At 66.3% G+C, this 18310-nt stretch carries 20 protein-coding genes and 1 tRNA gene; 8 read left to right on the forward strand and 13 right to left on the reverse strand.

The window, feature by feature from the left end; genetic code table 11:
* Positions 1-1425, reverse strand: coding sequence for a chromosomal replication initiator protein DnaA (dnaA, locus tag BM449_RS00005; protein WP_071799563.1), 1425 nt, complete (start codon positions 1423-1425; stop codon positions 1-3).
* A 94-nt stretch (positions 1426-1519) separates the two neighbouring features.
* Between dnaA and BM449_RS00010 the strand changes: the two genes are divergently transcribed.
* Together BM449_RS00010 and BM449_RS00015 are read left to right on the forward strand one after the other, a co-directional pair.
* The gene (locus BM449_RS00010) at positions 1520-2671 is read left to right on the forward strand and encodes a trypsin-like peptidase domain-containing protein (protein WP_071799564.1); all 1152 of its coding nucleotides are present in this window, start codon (positions 1520-1522) and stop codon (positions 2669-2671) included.
* Positions 2668-3315, forward strand: a complete 648-nt coding sequence (locus tag BM449_RS00015; protein WP_233830843.1) for a TIGR04282 family arsenosugar biosynthesis glycosyltransferase — start codon at positions 2668-2670, stop codon at positions 3313-3315. Before BM449_RS00010 ends, BM449_RS00015 begins: the two co-directional genes overlap by 4 nt.
* 11 nt (positions 3316-3326) lie before the next feature.
* Here the strand turns inward: BM449_RS00015 and BM449_RS00020 are convergent, their stop codons facing one another.
* Positions 3327-3797, reverse strand: coding sequence for a GNAT family N-acetyltransferase (locus tag BM449_RS00020; protein ID WP_233831387.1), 471 nt, complete (start codon positions 3795-3797; stop codon positions 3327-3329).
* A gap of 105 nt (positions 3798-3902) precedes the next feature.
* Between BM449_RS00020 and BM449_RS00025 the strand changes: the two genes are divergently transcribed.
* Positions 3903-4700, forward strand: coding sequence for an alpha/beta hydrolase (locus tag BM449_RS00025; RefSeq protein WP_071799566.1), 798 nt, complete (start codon positions 3903-3905; stop codon positions 4698-4700).
* Here the strand turns inward: BM449_RS00025 and BM449_RS00030 are convergent.
* Positions 4673-6472: an ABC transporter ATP-binding protein gene (locus BM449_RS00030; protein WP_071799567.1), complete on the reverse strand. Its 1800-nt coding sequence runs from the start codon at positions 6470-6472 to the stop codon at positions 4673-4675. The genes BM449_RS00025 and BM449_RS00030 overlap by 28 nt on opposite strands.
* Positions 6472-7131: an ATP phosphoribosyltransferase gene (gene hisG, locus BM449_RS00035; protein ID WP_071799568.1), complete on the reverse strand. Its 660-nt coding sequence runs from the start codon at positions 7129-7131 to the stop codon at positions 6472-6474. The genes BM449_RS00030 and hisG overlap by 1 nt, the downstream gene beginning before the upstream one ends.
* A 29-nt stretch (positions 7132-7160) precedes the next feature.
* Here hisG and gloB point away from each other — a divergent pair, with 29 nt between their 5' ends.
* Positions 7161-7961 (forward strand): hydroxyacylglutathione hydrolase, encoded by an 801-nt coding sequence (gene gloB, locus BM449_RS00040; RefSeq protein WP_071799569.1) that lies wholly within the window; start codon positions 7161-7163, stop codon positions 7959-7961.
* A 22-nt stretch (positions 7962-7983) separates the two neighbouring features.
* Here gloB and BM449_RS00045 read toward each other — a convergent pair whose 3' ends face one another.
* Entirely contained in the window at positions 7984-9096 is a 1113-nt protein-coding gene (locus tag BM449_RS00045; protein ID WP_071801789.1) for an ABC transporter ATP-binding protein, read from the reverse strand.
* A 145-nt stretch (positions 9097-9241) separates the two neighbouring features.
* On the opposite strand from BM449_RS00045, the gene BM449_RS00050 reads away from it, so the two are divergent.
* From BM449_RS00050 to BM449_RS00065, 4 genes are all read left to right on the forward strand, one after another.
* Positions 9242-9643 carry a Rid family detoxifying hydrolase gene (locus tag BM449_RS00050; protein WP_071799570.1) on the forward strand — a complete coding sequence of 134 codons (402 nt, stop codon included), beginning with the start codon at positions 9242-9244 and terminating at the stop codon, positions 9641-9643.
* 96 nt (positions 9644-9739) lie between these two features.
* Positions 9740-10009, forward strand: a complete 270-nt coding sequence (locus BM449_RS00055) for a hypothetical protein (protein ID WP_071799571.1) — start codon at positions 9740-9742, stop codon at positions 10007-10009.
* A 23-nt stretch (positions 10010-10032) separates the two neighbouring features.
* Positions 10033-11118 (forward strand): NAD(P)-binding protein, encoded by a 1086-nt coding sequence (locus tag BM449_RS00060; RefSeq protein ID WP_083544585.1) that lies wholly within the window; start codon positions 10033-10035, stop codon positions 11116-11118.
* A 22-nt stretch (positions 11119-11140) separates the two neighbouring features.
* Positions 11141-11214, forward strand: a tRNA-Pro gene (locus tag BM449_RS00065).
* Positions 11215-11434: 220 nt separating this feature from the next.
* On the opposite strand, the gene BM449_RS00070 is transcribed toward BM449_RS00065, so the two are convergent.
* The 8 genes from BM449_RS00070 to BM449_RS00105 are packed head-to-tail and all read right to left on the reverse strand — an operon-like array spanning position 11435 to position 18308.
* Complete coding sequence (locus tag BM449_RS00070) at positions 11435-12712, reverse strand: hypothetical protein (RefSeq protein WP_071799573.1); 1278 nt, start codon at positions 12710-12712, stop codon at positions 11435-11437.
* A complete protein-coding gene (locus tag BM449_RS00075) occupies positions 12709-13149 on the reverse strand; it encodes a hypothetical protein (protein WP_071799574.1) in 441 nt (146 codons plus the stop codon). Before BM449_RS00075 ends, BM449_RS00070 begins: the two co-directional genes overlap by 4 nt.
* Positions 13127-13933: a hypothetical protein gene (locus BM449_RS00080; protein ID WP_071799575.1), complete on the reverse strand. Its 807-nt coding sequence runs from the start codon at positions 13931-13933 to the stop codon at positions 13127-13129. The genes BM449_RS00075 and BM449_RS00080 overlap by 23 nt, the downstream gene beginning before the upstream one ends.
* Positions 13930-14703, reverse strand: coding sequence for a hypothetical protein (locus tag BM449_RS00085; RefSeq protein WP_071799576.1), 774 nt, complete (start codon positions 14701-14703; stop codon positions 13930-13932). Before BM449_RS00085 ends, BM449_RS00080 begins: the two co-directional genes overlap by 4 nt.
* Positions 14681-15256 (reverse strand): hypothetical protein, encoded by a 576-nt coding sequence (locus BM449_RS00090; protein WP_071799577.1) that lies wholly within the window; start codon positions 15254-15256, stop codon positions 14681-14683. Before BM449_RS00090 ends, BM449_RS00085 begins: the two co-directional genes overlap by 23 nt.
* Positions 15256-16512, reverse strand: a complete 1257-nt coding sequence (locus BM449_RS15115; RefSeq protein ID WP_071799578.1) for a collagen-like protein — start codon at positions 16510-16512, stop codon at positions 15256-15258. Before BM449_RS15115 ends, BM449_RS00090 begins: the two co-directional genes overlap by 1 nt.
* A gap of 44 nt (positions 16513-16556) precedes the next feature.
* Positions 16557-17498: a hypothetical protein gene (locus tag BM449_RS00100; protein WP_145536832.1), complete on the reverse strand. Its 942-nt coding sequence runs from the start codon at positions 17496-17498 to the stop codon at positions 16557-16559.
* A 3-nt stretch (positions 17499-17501) separates the two neighbouring features.
* Complete coding sequence (locus BM449_RS00105; protein WP_071799580.1) at positions 17502-18308, reverse strand: hypothetical protein; 807 nt, start codon at positions 18306-18308, stop codon at positions 17502-17504.
* Positions 18309-18310 lie beyond the last annotated feature (2 nt).

The raw sequence follows: 18310 nt of genomic DNA on the forward strand, positions 1-18310 counted from the left end.
TCAGCGGCGGCGGCGGCAGTCGATCTGAAGCAGATCGCGCACCTGTTGCAACTGGCGGGCCAGGGATGGATCGATCGCCAGCTTCTTCTCGATCTGCTCAACGGCATACATCACCGTGCTGTGGTCCTTGCCGCCGAAGGCATCACCAATACGGGGCAGGCTCAGATCGGTGCTCTGGCGCATCAGGTACATGCCCATCTGCCGCGCCTGGCTGACAGCCCGTTTGCGGCTGCTGCTGCGCATCTCTTCAACGCCGATGCCGAAGACCTCGGCCACCTTCTCGATCACCTGCTGGGGGGTCACCACGACCTCATTGCCGACAGGATCGAGCATCGGCGCCACCGATTCCACCGTCATCGGCAGTCCGGTGATCGAGGCGAAGGCGACGGCCCGGGTGAGGGCACCCTCCAGTTCACGGATGTTGGAGGTGAAACGACCCGCCAGGTATTGGATGAGATCGCGGGGCAACGACATCCGCTCCTGCTCAGCTTTCTTGTGGAGGATCGCCATGCGGGTCTCCAGATCGGGGGCCTGGATGTCAGCGATCAGGCCCATCGAAAACCGCGAGATCAGCCGCTCCTGCAAGCGCGGAATCTGGCTGGGGGGGCGATCGCTGGCGATCACGATCTGACGGCCCGCCTCATGCAGGGCATTGAAGGTGTGGAAGAACTCCTCCTGGGTGTACTCCTTGCCTTCGATGAACTGGATGTCATCGACCAGGATCAGATCGGCGGCCCGGTAGCGGTCGCGGAATTTCTGCATGCCGTCCTTGCGGATCGCCTGGATCAGGTCGTTGGTGAACGACTCGGTGGAGACGTAAAACACCCGGGCGTCGGGATCGATCTCGACGCGGTAGTGGCCGATCGCCTGCATCAGGTGGGTTTTACCCAGGCCCACACCACCACAGAGGAAGAGGGGATTGAACTCGCGGCCGGGTGCTTCGGCCACCGCCAGCGAGGCGGCGTGGGCCATGCGGCTGTTCGGCCCCACCACAAAGCGGTTGAACACGTAGCGGGGGTTCAGGCCAGGAGCGGGACGGCGGGGCGTTTCCCCCCGCGGTGCTGGGCCGGCGTGCATGGAAGCCGGAGCGGACCCACCAGCAGCATGCAGGGAGGTTGCCTCCACAACTCCAGCGCCACCGCCAGCGCCGCCGTCGAGGCCCAGATCCGCGGCGGGACCCACGGCTGTCTGGACCTCCACCCGCAGATGCTGGCCGGCCAACTCGGAGGCCACCGCCTCGATCGTGGTCAGATAATTCTTGCGCAGCCAGCCACAGGCAAAGCTGTTGGGAGCCTCGAGAAGCAGGCGTCCATCACTGAATCCGGAGCAACGGGCCGGCCGGATCCAGGTTTCGAAGGTGGGCTTGCTGAGATTGGCCTGGAGTGCTTCCTGTACCTGGCGCCACAGCTCCTGACCCTCCTGCACCTCCCCCTCGTCACACAGTGGCCGAATATAGGCAGATCACCAGCGAACGACCGCCCTCCACCCGGCGGTTTTCAGCCTGGCCCCCCCCTCCGCCATGACCTCTGCCCAGCCCACCGTCAAGGCCGTTTTTCTCCGTGGCTTGCTGGCGGCCGGCAGCACCGGTTTTCTGCTGGCAGGCTGCAACCTGCAACTCCCCAGCCTTGTCAGGGAGAGGGTTGAGCCTTCCGAGCCAGCCAAGGTGAGCGATGCGCCGGCGTCGGCCCCGCTGCAGCTCGGCAATCGCTTCATCGTTGATGCCGTCGACAAGGTGGGTCCGGCGGTCGTGCGCATCGACACGGTCAAACGGGTGATCAATCCCATCGGCGGCCTCTTCGGCAGTAGCCCATCGATCCGGCAGCAGCAGGGCCAGGGCTCCGGTTTCATCACCCGCTCCGATGGCGTGATCATCACCAATGCCCACGTGGTCGAAGGCACCAACGAGGTGTCCATCACCCTGCCGGATGGGCGCAATTTCAACGGCAAGGTGCTGGGCAGTGATCCGCTCACCGACATCGCTGTGGTCAAGGTGGTGGCGACGGGCCTGCCGGTGGCGCCCCTGGGCGATTCCTCCAAGGTGCGGCCGGGGGAATGGGCGATCGCGATCGGCAACCCCCTCGGACTCGACAACACGGTGACGGCCGGGATCATCAGCGCGACCGACCGCACCAATGCGATTGGCGAAGGTCAGCGGGTGCCCTACATCCAGACCGATGCCGCCGTTAATCCCGGCAACAGTGGCGGTCCCCTGATCAATGCCGGCGGCCAGGTGATCGGTGTCAACACCGCCATTCGGCAAGCGCCCGGCGCCGGCCTCAGTTTCGCCATCCCGGTGAATCTGGCTCGCCAGATCGCCGCCCAGATCCTCGAGACAGGACGGGTCTCACACCCCTACATCGGTGTGCGCCTGCAGGCGCTCACCCCCCAGCTGGCCCGGGAGATCAACGCCACCGCCTCCAAGTGCCGCTTGCCGGAAATCAATGGCGTCGTGATCGTCGAAGTGCTGGAGGGGAGCCCTGCCGAGAAGGGCGGACTTGAGCCCTGCGACCTGATCGAACAGTTGGACGGCAAGCAGGTCGGCAACCCCACCGAGGTACAGCTCGCCGTGGACAGGGGCAAGGTCGGCAAGGATTTGCTGGTGCGGGTGCGCCGCGGTGATCAGAGCCTCAATCTCACCGTGCGGCCGGCAGAGCTGAGCCGCGACAGTTGACGCGCCGATCAGCTCCAGCCAGCGGCCCCAGGCGCTTGGTGGTGATGAGCCGCTGGCCAGCCCCCGGTCGCTGCAAGCGGCGCCTGGCCGCCAGCCTTGGGGCGCCGATGGCGGCCCGGATCCAGCAACGCCTCACTGGCCACACCCTGGCGGTCGCCCGGCGCTGCGCGACGGCCGCAGCCCCGATCGAAACCCTGCTGGCCGTCGCTGGACTGGGCCCGAGGGCCGCAAAGCGCTGGGCAGCCGCGCTCGGAGCCGATCGGTTCAACCTCCAGGGTGAGGGCAGCCTCGGCCTGCGCATGGCGCGTCAGACCAGCCGCGCCTTCCGGGAGGGCGCCCGGCAGGTGGTGCTGATCGGCACCGACCTTCCCGGGCTGGAGTGGCGGGATCTGCAGGGCGCGTTTACGGCCTTAGAGCGGGCACCGCTGGTGCTGGGGCCTGCCCTCGACGGGGGCTACTGGTTGATCGGCATGAACCGCTTCCATCCCGCCCTGTTCTGCGGCATCGCCTGGGGCGGACAGGCCGTGCGGCACCAGACCCTGGAGGTGGCTGCCGGCCTGGCCCTGGAGACGGCCCTGCTGCCGCTGGCGGCCGACCTCGATCGTGCCGGGGATCTGGGCCCCTGGCAGGGCCCGACCGTTTAAAGCCAGGCCGTTCAAGGGGAGTACCAGAAGGCGCAGCGTCGTTGACGGGGCTCCAGCTGCCAACCCTGCAGCTGGTAGAAGCCGATCACGTCGGGGTCAGCGAACAGGGTGACGCGCTCCACCTCCATCTGCCGCAGCTGCTCGAGCACAAAAGCCATCAGCTCCTTGCCCAGCCCCGCCCCCTGGTAGGTGGGATGGACCGCCACATCCCAGACCGTGGCCTCCAACACACCGTCGCCGGTGCAGCGGGCAAAGCCCACCAGCTTCGGCAGGCGTGGATCGTGCCGCCAGAGCCCCACCCGCAGCAAGCTGTGCTCAAGCGCCTTGCGCACGCGGCGCAGGGGCCGGCGGCTCCAACCGACGGCATCGCAGAGCCTCTCGAGTTCGAGCAGATCAATCTCCCTCTCCAGGCTCAAGACGAGCTGAAGCTTCGGATTGGGCGTGGGGCAGACCCGGAACTGGGAGCCGTAGGCACTGGCCAGGAAGTCGGTGGAATCCAAACCAGAGGGGCGCGGCAACGCAATGGCACGATCCTGCCCGATCCTCGGCGCGCCGTTGCAGGCTGGAAGGCAACCAACGCTGAAGGGATGCCAGCACGCAACACCGGCGACCCCCTGTTGATCTGCCTGCATGGCTGGCTGCTCTCCGGCCAGCTTTGGCATCCCCTGCTGGAGGAACTGGCACCCCGCTGGCGGGTGGAGGCGCCCGATCTGCCGGGGTTCGGTCAGCGGCCCCGACCCCGGGGCCTGCAGCCAAGCCTGGCCAGCTACGGCCGCTGGGTGGCCCAGCACAGCCTGGAACAGGCCGGCAACAGACCGATCGTGCTGGTGGGCCATTCACTCGGTGGCAGCCTGGCGCTGCATGCCGCTCCCCTGCTCGGTGACCACTTGCTTGGGGTGATCCAGATCGGCGTCGGCGGAGGGGTCTACCAGCCACGGGCCTTCGCCCGGCTGCGGCAGGGGGGCGCCGCCCTGTTGCGCTTCCGGCCAGGCTGGCTGGCCGGCTGGCCGGGAACCGCCTCGATCCGCAGTCCCCTGATCGCTGATCGCCGTGCCGCCCTGGGGCTGCTGGCCTGCAGCACCAGCCGGGCGGCCGTACGCGAGATTCCAGGCCTCACCGCCGCCCTTCAGGTGCCGAGCCTCTGGATTGCCGGCAGCCGTGACCAGGTGATGGAGCCCCGCTACGTGCGCCACCTGGCCGGCTATAGCGACCAGCATGAGCTGGCGGTCCTCGACGGTTGCGGCCATCTGCCGATGCGCGAGAGCCCCCGCCAGCTGGCCGCCCTGATCGACGCCTGGCTGGAAAAACGGATCGCTGGCAGCGGCAGAACCAGGGATGGCCAGGGCTTCCCCAGCGCTCAGAGCCTGACCAATCCCCGCTCCTGAAGTTCCGCCAACTGGGCATAAAGGCCACCCTGCCGGCGTAGTTGCTGGTGGGTGCCCTGCTCAATCAGCCGGCCCTTGCGCAGCACCAGGATGCGATCAGCCGCCTCCACAGTGGCCAGGCGGTGGGCAATCACGATCGCCGTGCGGGCCTTGAGCAGCCTGTCGAGGTCGCGCTGCAGGGTGGCCTCGGTGGAGGGATCGAGAAAGGCGGTGGCCTCATCCATCACCAGCACCGAGGGATTGCGGATGGCGACCCGGGCCACCGACAGCAGCTGCCGTTCTCCGGAGGAAAGATTGCCGCCGCGCTCCCGCAGTTCCGTGGCCAGGCCATCGGGGAGCCGGCGCAGCAGCGCCTCAAGGCCCAGGTCGCGACAAAGCGCCAGCATGGCCTGGTCGTCGATGGCGGCATCGAGGCGCAGGTTGTCGGCCACATTGCCGCTGAACAGAAAGGTGTCCTGCAGAACCACACCAAGGCGCTGGCGCAGGGTGGCAATCGGCAACTGGCGGATGTCGATGCCATCGAGCAGGATCCGCCCCTGTTGCGGCTCGTACAGGCGGCAGAGCAGGCGGATCACGGTGGTTTTACCAGCGCCGGTGGGGCCGACTAAGGCCACATGCTCACCAGGCGCGATCTGGAAACTCAGGTCGCTCAGGATCGGATCATCGGGGCGGTAGGCAAACGAGACGTTGTCGAAGATCACCTCGCCGGCGCTGGAGCGCTCCAGGCCGGAATGGACGGCAGCAAGGCTGCGCTGGGACTCGGCCAGGTCGCTGATCTCAATCGGTTCTTCGAGGAGCTCGCCGATCCGCTCGACGGCCGTGAGACCGCCCTGGATCTGGGTGAAGCGTTCCGCCAACTGGCGCAGCGGATCAAACAGCCGCTGGGAGAACAGGATGAAGGTGGTGAGGGTGCCCAACCCCATCGCCCCCGTGGTAACCATCCAGCCACCGAGAGCCAGCACCACGGCCACGGCCGTCAGGGACACCCATTCCAGGAAGGCCGAAATGGAGCTGTCGTAGAAAATCGTGCCTCCCACCGCCTTGCGGTAGGCATCGGTGGTGACGGAGAAGCGCTGGGCATTGGTGCTCTCCCGCCGGAACATCTGCACCACCTCCAGACCCTGGAGGTTTTCCTGCAGGTCGGCGTTGAGCTGGCTGAGCTCCTCCCGCACGCGGTAGTTGGCCTTGCGGTAGCGGCCCTGCAGCCAAAGAATCGACAACACCACGGGGATCTGGATCACCAGCAGCAAGGCCCCGAGCCGAGCCTCGATCGTGAGCATGGTGATGGCGATCACCAACAGGGTGACCAGATCGGCCAACACCCCGACCGCACCGCTGCCGAAGACTTCAGCAAGGGCATCGACATCACTGGTGAGGCGGGTGAGCAGCTTGCCCACGGGGGTTCGGTCGTGGAAGCGGAGCGAGAGCTCCATGGCGTGGCGAAACAGGTCGTTGCGGATCCGGGCCGTCAGCCGCTGTCCCACCGCCTGCACGCTGTAGCTCTGGACCCCCTGGAGAGCGAGCCGAAACAACACGGCCCCAAGCAGCAGGAACACCAGCAGACGCATCGCCTCGGGGACCGCCAGACCCGTAAGCCAACCGAGGGTGGGTTCCCGGCGCAACACCGAGATCGCCTGACCCACCAGCAGGGGCTGAATGGCGGAGGACAAGGCCACCGGAATCAGCAGCAGCAGGGTGAGCAGCAGGCGGCGACGGTCGCGACCCAGGTAGGGCAGCAGCCGCTGCAGGCGGACCCGATCAAGCCTGGCCATCAGGCCACCCCCGCAGGGCTGGCCAGCCTTGAGGTGGCAGCAATCCGCTCCACAATCGACTGCAGCTCCCCTTGATCGAGGCGCAGGGCGATCGGGTGACCGATCAGGCGGGCCGTGCTGGTGAACAGGTCTTCGATCGCCACCAGGCCGTTGTCACGCAGGGTGCGGCCTGTGGCCACAAGATCGACGATCGCCTCGGACATGCCGGTGATCGGACCGAGTTCCACCGATCCGGTGAGCTGAATCAGCTCCACCGGCAGATCGAGCTGGTCAAAGAAAACTTCGGCGCAGCGCACAAATTTGCTGGCCACCCGGCAGTGGGCCGGCAGATCGGCGGCGCGGCGGTAGCCACTGCTGGCCCTGACGGCCACCGCCATGCGACAACCACCGAAACCGAGGTCGAGCAGGGGCGCCACGGGCAACTGGTGCTCACGCAGCACATCGTCACCGACGATGCCGAGCTGGGCCTGGCCGTAGGCCACATACACGGGCACATCGGCATTGCGCACCAGCAGGGCCCGGGCCTTGCCGCAGGGACTGGGCACCATCAGTTGGCGATTGTCGTCATCAAGCAGGGTGCTGAAATCCAGACCGGCAGCAGCAAAGCGCCGCACCGAATCCTTGAGCAGGGCCCCCTTGGCCAGAGCGACGGTGATCATGGAACTACACCGCAATCTGGACTTTAACGATGGGCCCAACCGGAAGCGAGCGGGCCGCTGATGTGGCGGTGGACGTGGCGGTGGATGTGGCCCTGATTCCTGTGCTCAGCGACAACTACGTGTTCGTGCTGCACAACAGCCGTCGGGCGGTGGTGGTGGATCCGGCGGTGGCGCCGGCGGTGATCCGCTGGCTGCGGCAGCGCGGGCTGGAACTCGAAGCGGTGCTGCAGACCCATCACCACAGCGATCACATCGGCGGCACCCCGGGGCTGCTGGCCGAATGGCCTGGCGCCCAGGTGATCGCCGCCGCCGCCGACCGCGAGCGCATCCCCTTCCAGACCCGATCGCTCAACGGCGGTGAGGAGCTCACCTTGCTCGGTCGCACCATCAAGGTGCTGGCAGTGCCCGGCCACACCCGCTCTCACCTGGCCTATGTCCTGCCGGCCGTGCCCGGCGGTAGCGGCGAACTGTTCTGCGGCGACACGCTGTTCGCCGGTGGCTGCGGGCGCTTGTTTGAAGGCAGTGCCGAGCAGATGCAGCGCTCGTTGCAGAGCCTTGCTGCCCTGCCCGCCGACACCCGGGTCTGGTGCGCCCACGAGTACACGCTCGCCAACCTGCGCTGGGCCGCCAGCGTCGCCACAGCTGGCGCGCTGGCCAGCAGGGCGGCGATCGAGGCACGGCTGCTGGAGGTGATCACCAAGCGCCGGGCCGGCGCCTCGACCATTCCCAGCACGATCGCCTTGGAGCGCGCCACCAACCTGTTTCTGCAGGCGCAGAACCCAGCCGAGCTGGCCGAGCGGCGGCGCCAGAAGGAAAGCTGGGCAGGCTGAAGCTATGGGGCAGATTGAGGCCCTAGGCAAATTGCGGCTCAGTTGGTTGCGGATCGCCTGCAACGGGCAGGACGGTGAGTCCCTGGGGAAAGAGCAGGGCAGGCTGGCCGGGGCGCAGCCGCAGCCGGCAGCGCTGGCCGTGGCTGAACTCCTGATCCAGCGGCAGCCGCAGCCGCAACTGGATCGGCGCTTGACCCGGATGGCTGAGTTGCACCTGAAGTAACCATTCGCGACCAAGGAATTCCCGGCCCGTCACCCAGGCATCGCCTTGGGGATCGTCACTTAACTCCAGCCCAGTGGGATCGAGCAACACCTCCAGATCGCTGGATTCAGCCATCTGCCCGTTGCCGGCCTGGGAGTGGGCCGGCTCCAGCCAGCCCAGCGGGGTGAGCAGCCGCTCGCCCTGCCAACGGGCCGGCAGCAGGTTGCGTTGCAGAACGAAGCGCCCAACAAAAGCACTGGCCGGTTCAGTCACCAACTCAAGCGGGCTGGCGCACTGATGGATGCGACCCGCCTCCATCACCGCCACCCGATCACAGATCGCCAGGGCCTCTTCGGGATCGTGGGTCACGATCACACCGCTGGCCCCGCAGCGGCTCAGCACACCGTGGAGCTCGCCGCGCAGGCGCAGGCGCACATCCACATCGAGGTTGGAGAAGGGCTCATCGAGCAACAACAGCGCAGGCCCTGGCGCCAGGGCACGGGCCAGGGCCAACCGCTGTCGCTGGCCTCCTGAGAGCTCGTGCGGAAAGCGATGCTCCAGGCCCTTGAGTCCGAGCAGCTCCAGCAGCCAGCTCGCCCGGCTGCGGTCCTGGCGTGGCCGCAGGCCGAAACAGGTGTTGCGCCAGGCGTCGAGATGGGGGAAGAGGGCGTAATCCTGGAAGACCATGCCAACGCCGCGCCGCTCCGGCTCGACCCAGCGCTGGCTCCCGGCCACTTCCTGGCCCTGAATCAGGATTCGGCCACGGCTGGGGCACTCAAAACCGGCGATCAGGCGGAGCAGGGTGGTTTTGCCGCAGCCCGATGGCCCCAGCAGGCCAACCAGTTCGCCCGGGCGCAGGTTGAAGTGAATGCCTTTGAGGATCCAGTCGTCCCCAGCAGGCGATTGCCCGTAGCGATGCCAGACGTCTTCCAGACGCGCCGGGTCGCGATGAGGCGCTTCACTCCAGCCGGAATCACTGGAGGAAATCGGGCTGGCAATCGGGGAAGAATTCAAGGGCGATGTCGCGGTCGGTCTGCAGCCGAACACCCGTAGGCTCGTGATCCCATCATCCCTTGCCATGCCCTTGGCTTCTGTCCCTGAGGCGATCAACACGGCAGCGGCCCCTGCTCCGGTCGGTCCTTACAACCAGGCGGTGAAGGCAGGAGCGCTGCTGTTCTGCTCCGGTCAGATCGCGCTGGACCCGGCGACGGGGGGCATGGTTGGGGACGGAGATGTGGAAGCTGAAACCCGGCAAGTACTGGCCAACCTCGCAGCGGTGCTGGCGGCCGCAGGCTGCAGCGCCCAGCAGGTGGTGCGCACCACGGTGTTTCTGGCGGATCTGGCCGATTTCGCCGCGGTGAACAAGATCTATGCCGAAAGCTTCGGAGCCGGGGTCTCGCCGGCACGGGCCTGCGTTCAGGTAGCGGCCCTGCCGAAGGGCGCCCGTGTCGAAATCGACTGCATCGCTGTGTTGACGTAACGCGGGGTTGAGGTAACGAACAACACCGTCGGTAATCAAGGTGACAGTCAGCAGCTGGCACAGTCACCACAATGGGGAAATGCTTCAGCTCACCCCATGGCGTCCTCTTCTTTCAGCGTCAGGTCTGTTTTGAACGAAAGCTCCCGCCGCCTCTACCGACTGGTGGATCAGCAATGCTCGCCCCACCCCGTGCTTGATGACCATTTCGAATCGATGGAAGCCGCCTGGGAAGCAGCCCTTAATTGGTGGCAAGACCAGGTAGGTGCTGTGGAGCAGCCAATCGGCATAGGCGTCGAGGTGAGCACCCCCAGAGGTGACTGGCGCACCTTGCGTTATCCCGGCACCTGGCCGGGGCTGATGCACTGATCAACAGGTCGGACCATGTGGCGGTGATTGGTGCGGGTGTCTCCGGTTGCGCATTGGCATCCGGCCTCCGCCACAACGGCTTCGACGGGGAGATCAGCCTCTGGGAAGCGGGGCGTGGCCCCGGTGGCCGCTGCGCAACCCGCCGCAGCCGCGTTGATCCGAGTTGGCGGCTTGACCATGGCGCCCCCTTGTTTAACATCAGCGGCCTCGAGCCGCTGCCGCTGCTTGAGACCCTGGAAACTGGCGGCTGGATTGAGCCCTGGACCGGAACGATCGGCCGCCTCGATAGCCAAGGAAATTTTCAGCTCAAAGTCAGCGCCCCCCTGACAGAGGGCTTTCTCTATCGAGGCTGCGGCGGCAGCGATGGCCTCTGCCGCGGGCTACTGGCCACGGCCCGCGGCCTGATCGACAGCCATTACGGTGTTTTGGTGCGTCGCCTGGAGCGCACAGCCGATGGACAGTGGCAGCTGTTTGGCGCCCTCGGTGAGCAACTCGCTGTTGTCAATTGGTTGCTGCTCAGCGGCACCCTTCTGGCCCATCCCCGCAGCGTCGCTGTGATGGGCTGGAGCGACATCCCCCTGCGCCAGGCTGCCGACGCCGATCCTGCCCTGGGTCAGGCGCTTGAGGCGATCGCCACACTCAGCTACGTGCCCCGCAGCAATCTGCTGCTGCGCTTCGAGGCCGAAGCCGCCCTGGCCTGGCGGGCGCTGCCATTTCAGCTGTTGCAGTTCGCTGATTCCCCCCAGCGGCACTGGGGTTGGCAGCGCCTGTCGATTCAGCCACTGCCTGACGGCCGCTGTGGCGTGGTGCTCCACACCGACGCCACGGTGAGCGATGGGCAGGACCAGGCCTGGATCCAGCAGCAGTACCACCGCCTGATGGAAACCTTGGCAATTTGGCTCGGCCCCGCCCCGCTACCAGCCGCTGATCGGTCGCTGATGCGCTGGCGGGCTGCCTTCCCGCTGCCGCCAGGACTGGACATCGCAACCATGCTCTGCCCCTCCAGCCAGATTGCCTTCTGCGGCGATGGTGTGGCCGGTCCTGGCCAGGGCCGCGTCGAGGGAGCGCTGCGCAGCGGCCTGGCCCTCTGCGAGCAATTGCTTGGCTAGGCGCCAGGTAAGCTCAGAAAACCGGGGCGTGGCGCAGCTTGGTAGCGCGGGTGCTTTGGGAGCACTAGGTCGCAGGTTCGAATCCTGTCGCCCCGATCCAATCATACCAAGGGATCTCAAGGAATCTCAGCACTTGAGAAAGCCCTGATTCGGACCGTTTGTACGCAAAAAGTACGCAAACCAACGGAGAGGTCTCAGATCAGCGACCGATTGAAGGCCCAGCCTTAGCTCCGGTACCAGCCCTCGATCTGCTCCGCCAGATCAGGCTCACCAGCCTGCTGGCCGGCCATCTGCAGATCCTGATCCTGCGGGTCCATCAACCCACCCGGCGGGGCCACAGCAGCCCGCTGCTCGGCCGCGGCGAACCCGTGCCAGCGCCTGAGCCATCACCACCACCGGGCTCGACCTCCTCGCCCTGCAGCTTCAACAGCTCAATCGCCGCCTCTCGCATCAGCGCGTTCTGCCACAGCGCCGTCAGCGGCGTGTAGGCCTGAGCGCGCGGATCGCCCTGATCAGCCAACACCACGCTGCTGACGGGCATCAAATAGAGCATCAGCGCAGAGCTGCGCTCACGCCAGCTGAAATCAGCGAACGAGGTCCAGCCCGGCGCCGTGGTCGGCAGGCTTCCCGCCGGCACACTCAGCCACCAATCCACACTGAAGCCACGGCCGAGCTGCAGCAAGCTCTGGCCACCAGCCAGCTCGATCCGGCCGTTGACATGCATCGCCCGCTCTGGATACAACGCTGGATCGCTGTTCACCGGACCGATCCAGAGCGGCGCCGGCAAGCTCAGCAAAAAGGCATCCGGCACGTCCTGATAAACCAGCTGCCCGAAGGACAGCACCTGAATGCGTGCTTCCGGTTGCAGCGCCACCCGGCTCACCAGCCGCTGCTGCAGCGCACTGAGTGCAGAGAGCTGCACAGCAGGGCGCGCCAGCACAATCTTGCCCATCCGCCCCAGGCTGTTGGGCGCCATGCCCTGCAACTGCCGCAGGCAGACACTCCACAGGCCGCTGGGGGCATGACGGGCCAGCAGGAACGTCCAGGGGTTCGGGTTCAAGTGGGTCTGCATCGGTGCCGCCGCCGCATCACCGCTGAACAGGAACCATTCCGCCCCAAGCGTTGTGTCCTGCGCGAACAGCAGCAGCGACGCTCCAGGCTGCGCCTGCATCGCATCGCACTGCAAGGCCGGATCAGAGCTCGGGCCACGCAGATCCCAGCGTGACCATTCGCCACTGAACGGATCACTCAGTGAGCCGTAGCCGTCGTTGTTGCTGCCGTCGTTGTAGAGCGAGCTGTGGCCGCCGTGATTGACGACCGACCAGTAGTCCTCAGCCGTGGTCGATTGCGTCCAGTACCAGATCCAGTTCTGCTCAGGCCCACCCAGTTGCAGCACCAGGCCGCGGCGCACGCCAGCAAGTGAGCTGCTCGGTTGCCGCAGGATCGCCAGCGGCGAGGCCGCGTTCGCTGGGGCCGCATTCACCACGGCGATGAAGGCGGCAAGCCGCTCGATCAGCAGCGGAAACGGGTCAGTCGCTGCCAGGCCGCGCCAGTTCAGCGATGGGAGCAGTTGGATCCCGCCAGCCCTGCTCATGTCCCCACCGTCCGGGGCCAGAGCACCCCTGCCTCTGGCCGGCTGCTGCCTCCAGGGCCACCGCCATCAGGGGGGTCCTGCAGTAGCTCCAGCATCCAAGCGCGCTGCAGCGGATGGGCCATCGCCAATGCCGCTGGCACGTAAGACGCTTGGTTCGTGCCATTGAGCGGCAGAGGCGGGGCGTCATCGAACGCCGGCAGATTTGGCACCAGCAGCAGGTCCGTCATCCCAGCCACCCAGCCGCCGTAGGCCGCAAACGTCGTCCAGCCCGCAACCGCTGGCATCAGCGCCAGCTCAGCAAGGCCGATCTGCAGCCAGGTCATCTGGAACCAGGCCCGGCCGATCTGGAACAAACGCACGCCCTCAAGGTCGAGGGTGCGGAACTGCTGTTCCAGCCGCTGGGGGTAGGCCCATTCACCACCAGAAACCCGGCCCATCCAGAAGCGCAGCGGCAGCGGCTGCAGCCTGTGGGCTCTCGCTCACCGCACCGGTGCTGCTGCGCGTGTTGCTGGTCACAGCCACGCCGCGGGCCGCGTAACGGGCCAGGCCGGAGAAGCCCGCGAGCGACTGCGTGCTCGAGCGCAGCGTCTCGTACTGCTGCTGCAGGTTGAGCAGGCAGCCCGATGGATTCTGGGCCGGAAACATCACGCACCAGCCGGCAGTGCCGGCCTGGCGGAAGAGCAGAAAGGTCCAGGGCCGCCCGTTCGCCGCGCCGTTGGGATCGAACGGCACCACGCTCGAATCGGCATGGAACAGCCACCACTCCGCCCCGGGCGTTGTGTCCTGCGCCCAGAGCAACACGCCAGGGGAGCAAGTGCTGGGGATCATCACGTTGCTGCCGCCGTTGCGGCAATCCACCGCCGGATCAAGGGCGCTCACGTTCAGCAAGCTGCCGTAGCCGCCGTTGCCGCCGTCATCAAGCCAGTTGCGGGCACGACCCACCCGCAGCAGCGGTGTTTCCAGATCGCTGACCGGATGCACCCACTGCAGCACCCAGTCCTCGGTGGGGGTCTGCAGCCGCAGCACCATGCCTCGTTGGCTGCCTGTCGCATCGGTGTTGCGCTTGAGCACCGTCAGCTGGGCGTTCTCATTGCCCGGCGTGGCGTTCACCGTGGCAATGAAGGCCAGCAGCCGCGAGAAGAACTGGGAGTACGGCGCGGTGCCGCCTGCGCTCTGCCAATCCAGCAGGGGCGAGGTGCGCAGGCCACCACTGAGCGTCATGGCGGTGGGATGCGCACGGCCAGGTTGCCGCCGACTGTGACAACAAACTGGCCCGGCGGAGCCGTGTCCACCTGGGATGTCCACAAGGGGGTCAGCAGGGCGCGGCAGAGAAAGTCAGCCGGCAGCACCAGGGCCGGCTCGATGATCACCGGCCCCTGGTAAAACGCATAGCTCGTCGAGTTCACCACCACCGGCCAGGCGAACGAGGTGCCGAGCATCGGCTGCCACAGCCACTGGGAGCCCAGGCGGATCAGTTGACGGAAACCCGGAGCTGCTGAGCGATCGGCGATCATCGTGCAGCCGTTCTGCAGATAGCTCATCACCAGCCATTGCCCCTCGCTCACCTCACGGGTGATCAAAAACAGCAGGTTCGATTGCGAGCTGCTGGCGCTGGCCATCGACAGGCCGAAATACTCCTGGCCTTCTGTCTCACCAGAGAAGACAAAGTAGTCCTGCAAATGTGGAGGATTTGGCCCAGCTGTTGGGCTCAGCCTGTTACTGGCCAAGCTCGTATTACTGGTGATCAAGGCTGTAGCGCCAAAACCATCGGTCGCTACGGCGGTGTCCACCACACCATGCACACCTCGCGAGCTATCGAGCGGGTCGTAATCGGCCAGCAGGCCGAACCAGACATCAAAACGGTTCTGCCGGTCGGGCACCGGACACAACGGCCCGCCGGCCAACATCTGGGCCACCAAGGCGCCGTGCTTGCTCTCGATCTGCAGCGTCCAGCCGCACCAAGCCGCGTCATCCGCCGGGCCATGCAGCACCGTGATCTGATGCTGTGGGTAACGGCCCGTTCACCAGCGCCAGCCAGGCCTCCAGCTGCGCAGCAGCGCGGCGGGCCAGATCGGGCCAGTCGAGCGTCGCGCCAGCCGGTGGCAGGTAGGAGAGGGTTGCGGCCATCAATCGGTGAGCACCACGGCCTCGATGGCCAGCAGCGGGGTTGAGCGAACCGCTCTCCTCGATCCGCAGCCGCGCCAGTAAGCGCCTCTGCAGCGGCTGCTCGGCGTTGGAGTAACTGGTGCCTGGCGCCAGCAGCAATGCACCACCGCCCAGCGACGGGAAGCGCAGGTCGGCCACCACACCGCTACCAGGCTCTGGATCCTGGTTAAGAGGCCGCAGCAGGTCTGCCTGGAAGGCCGCCTCAGAGTTGTAGAGCGTGATCCAGCTCGCCAGATTCACGTTCACGCGCCGGATCAGAGCATCAGAGCCCAGACCGTCGAAGGCAACCGTCGTGGTCGCTGGGCCGACCAGCAGCGGCACGATCACCTCCTGCAGCTCACGGCGGGGCGTGTCGATCCGGGCGATCCAGGTGGGCATCAGGGGATCACCGCAATCTTGCGGATCGCCCGCGTCTGCTGGGCGAAGGTCTTGCTGTTGCTGAACCAGTTGCCGTAATACCAGTCCTGCAGAATCACTTCTGTTGCTGAACTCTGCGTCGAGGTATTCATCTGCCCATCGAAGAAAGCCTCAGCACCGCCTAGCTCGAAAGGTATGAAAGCTGTGCGGCCAGGGCTTGAAATGGTGTAATTCGTCGATGGCGGCACGGCATAAGCATTGGTGCCGAACTGATCATTGTTGCCTTCATCACTGGTCGGCTTGAAACGCCGATAGAGAATCTCCAGCTCATAGAGAGCCGGCACATACCAATCGTCAAATCCTGCGATCGTCAGTCCCCGCGCCCATTCGTTGGCCGGATGACTCGCATCCTTGGCCGCCTCGCTGTTGGCAAAGCCATCGAAGCTGTTGTCGGCTCCGCTGCTCGCCGTGTTCGAGGTCTTGGTCTGCTGGCTGCTCATCCCCGCCGCCTTTGGCGCAATGATCAGCGCATGGGTGGCCACGCCGTTGGCGCTCTGGGAGATCAGGCCGCCGTAATAGCCACCCTGATAGGAAGAGCCAATCGAGGGAAGATCACCTATAGGAACACCCGCAGGGCCAGCACCAAGCTGATACACCTCGCCCGTGAAGGTGTCGAGATACAGATCACCAGGGATCGAGCCCGCAATTTGAGCCAGCGGCGGGCCTGTGCCCACAAACCAGCCCGTGCCGCGGCTGCCAGCGCTGCCAGCGGCGCCAGGCACTCCCGGCACGCCCTGGATGCCCTGCTGGCCAGCAGCGCCAGCTGGGCCAACGACGCCAACACCCTCAGGCCCCGTCGGGCCGGCAGGGCCTTGCGGGCCAGCAGGGCCTGCCGGCCCCTGGATCTCGCCGGCATCCACCCAGCCCGGCTGCGCCGCATCCCAGACGTAGAGCTTGTCGTTCTCAGCTGAAACCACATAGGCATCGCCCTGCTGCTGGCCAGTACTGGGCAGATCGCCAAAGGTGGCCACCGAACCCCTGAGGTTGATGCCGGTGCCCGCCGGTCCCTGGGGGCCAGGGCCACCGGCAGGGCCAGAAGGTCCAGCAGGCCCCGCCGGGCCTGCCCCGCCAGGGCTGCCTGGGCTGCCCTCAACTCCGGCAACACCCTGCTCTCCAGCCGGACCAGCCGCGCCTGGGCTTCCGGCCGGGCCGGGGCTTCCCGCAGGCCCCGGTACACCCTGCGGGCCGCGGATCGAGCCGGTGTTCGTCCAGGCCATCAAGCGAGAAGCGGTCTGCCTCCTATTGCCAGACGCTCACGCACTCAGCGGTCGCTCTCGCAATACAGCCGCTGCACGCGAATGTGGCGAGACGCAGGATTGATCGTCTGCATCTGGAAGCCAGCACGCATGTAAACCGTGCCAGCAGGAAGGCTCAAGGTCTGGGAACCTTCCGCCAGCTGCTCGGTCGTCAGATCAGTGATCGACCAGAACACCTCGCTCGCGTGGGGTGGGGCAAACACCCTGAAATCAAAGGCGCGTTCAGGCAGAAATGGCAGTCCCGTGTCCTGCAGTTGCAACGTGACGTTGTTCTTGGTGGCGAACTGCCAGTTGGCGTCTTGAGCACCGTCATCTGAATGGCAGCGAAAGAAGCCGCAGTAGTGCCCAGCCGGATTGTCAGAAGCAACAGAAGACGACATGGTCTGACTGGTCAGGCCGCAGAACAGCCGTGTGCCGGTATCAGGGCCGTCGCTGTCGTAACTGTCAGCAGGAAAGCCAAGCCGCGCCGCATAGAAAAAGCCAGCGGCACCAGAGCCGTTGCCGCGCGTCCAGATCACGTCACGGTTGCCGGTGCCTGCCGTGATCCCGGCCAAAGCATTGGTGTTGAAATTCGCCATCCGGCCGCAGGCAGGGCTCGGCGCCGGGTGGGAGATCGTGCCCACGGAGGTCAGTCCGCCACCGAGCGCCGACAGGGAGCTGGTCTGGTTCGGTGACACCAGCCAGAGATTGTTCTCAAAGAGCGCCGGCTGCAGCACCGTGCGCAAGCCCGATGCCCCCCGCTGGTTGAGCAGCATCCGGCCGGCGAGCTTGGCGCTATAAGCACGCAGGACGCCATCAGCTGGTGCAGACGGCTCGCTGACTTGATCGTTGAAATCGACCCACTGCAACGGCTCGTTGCCCGTGCCACCGCCTGGGCCAGGTGGCCCTTGTGGCCCGGCAGGCCCTTGTGGCCCCTGAATCGATTCGCCCGTCGGGTTCCAACTCATCGCTCAGGCCACCAGCTCATAGACCAGGCCCGTCACCCGGTCCAGATAGAAATCACCCGGCGCCGGTGGGGGCTGGATCACATCCATCCACGCCTGAGTCGGTGGCCCGTCACCGGAGTACCAGCGACTGCCACGGCTGGCGGCGCCGCTGCCGTACATCACCGCCAGGGCTGGCTTGCCATCCACCGGGCTCGGCAGCAGAGCCAGTCCGCCATCGGGGTGTAGCCGGAGCCGCCACTGCTCCGTGGCGCTGCCGTTGTACGGCTGGCCATCGAGGCCATCACCCGGCACCAGGGCCTCCACGCCAGAGAGGCCGGCGCCGCCTCCTGCCTGGCCAACGGTTTGGCCCATCATCCCGAACACCACAGCCGGCGGCAGCGGGCAGCCCAGCAGCGACACCGGCAGCGAGGCCACATACAGCCCCATGGCGATGGTCACCACCAGGTCGGAACGCTCGCTGTAGACGTGCCGCAGCTTCGGGACATCAGGCCGTCCGATCGTCCACGGCACCAGCTCGCCTGTGCCATCTCCCCAGTCCACCTGGAGGTCCTGCATCGGCACACCACGTGGATCGATGCTCAGCTCGATCGCGGCCGTGCCCAGCTCCTCATTACAGCGCCGGGCTGATGGCAACCACCACAGTTCCAGCGTTGCCGCTGGCACCGGCCCGAGGCGAAAACCGATCTCCAGCCAGCGCTGCACCTGATGACGCAAGACCCACTCCTCGCCGCCAGGGCAACCCACGGGCGGCAGCAGGCGCAAGCGACCGTCATCGCGCTCCGTCGTGCCAGTCAGCGGATAGGGGGGCATGG

This window comes from Synechococcus sp. SynAce01, from assembly GCF_001885215.1.
GTDB classification, from domain to species: Bacteria; Cyanobacteriota; Cyanobacteriia; order PCC-6307; family Cyanobiaceae; genus Regnicoccus; species Regnicoccus frigidus.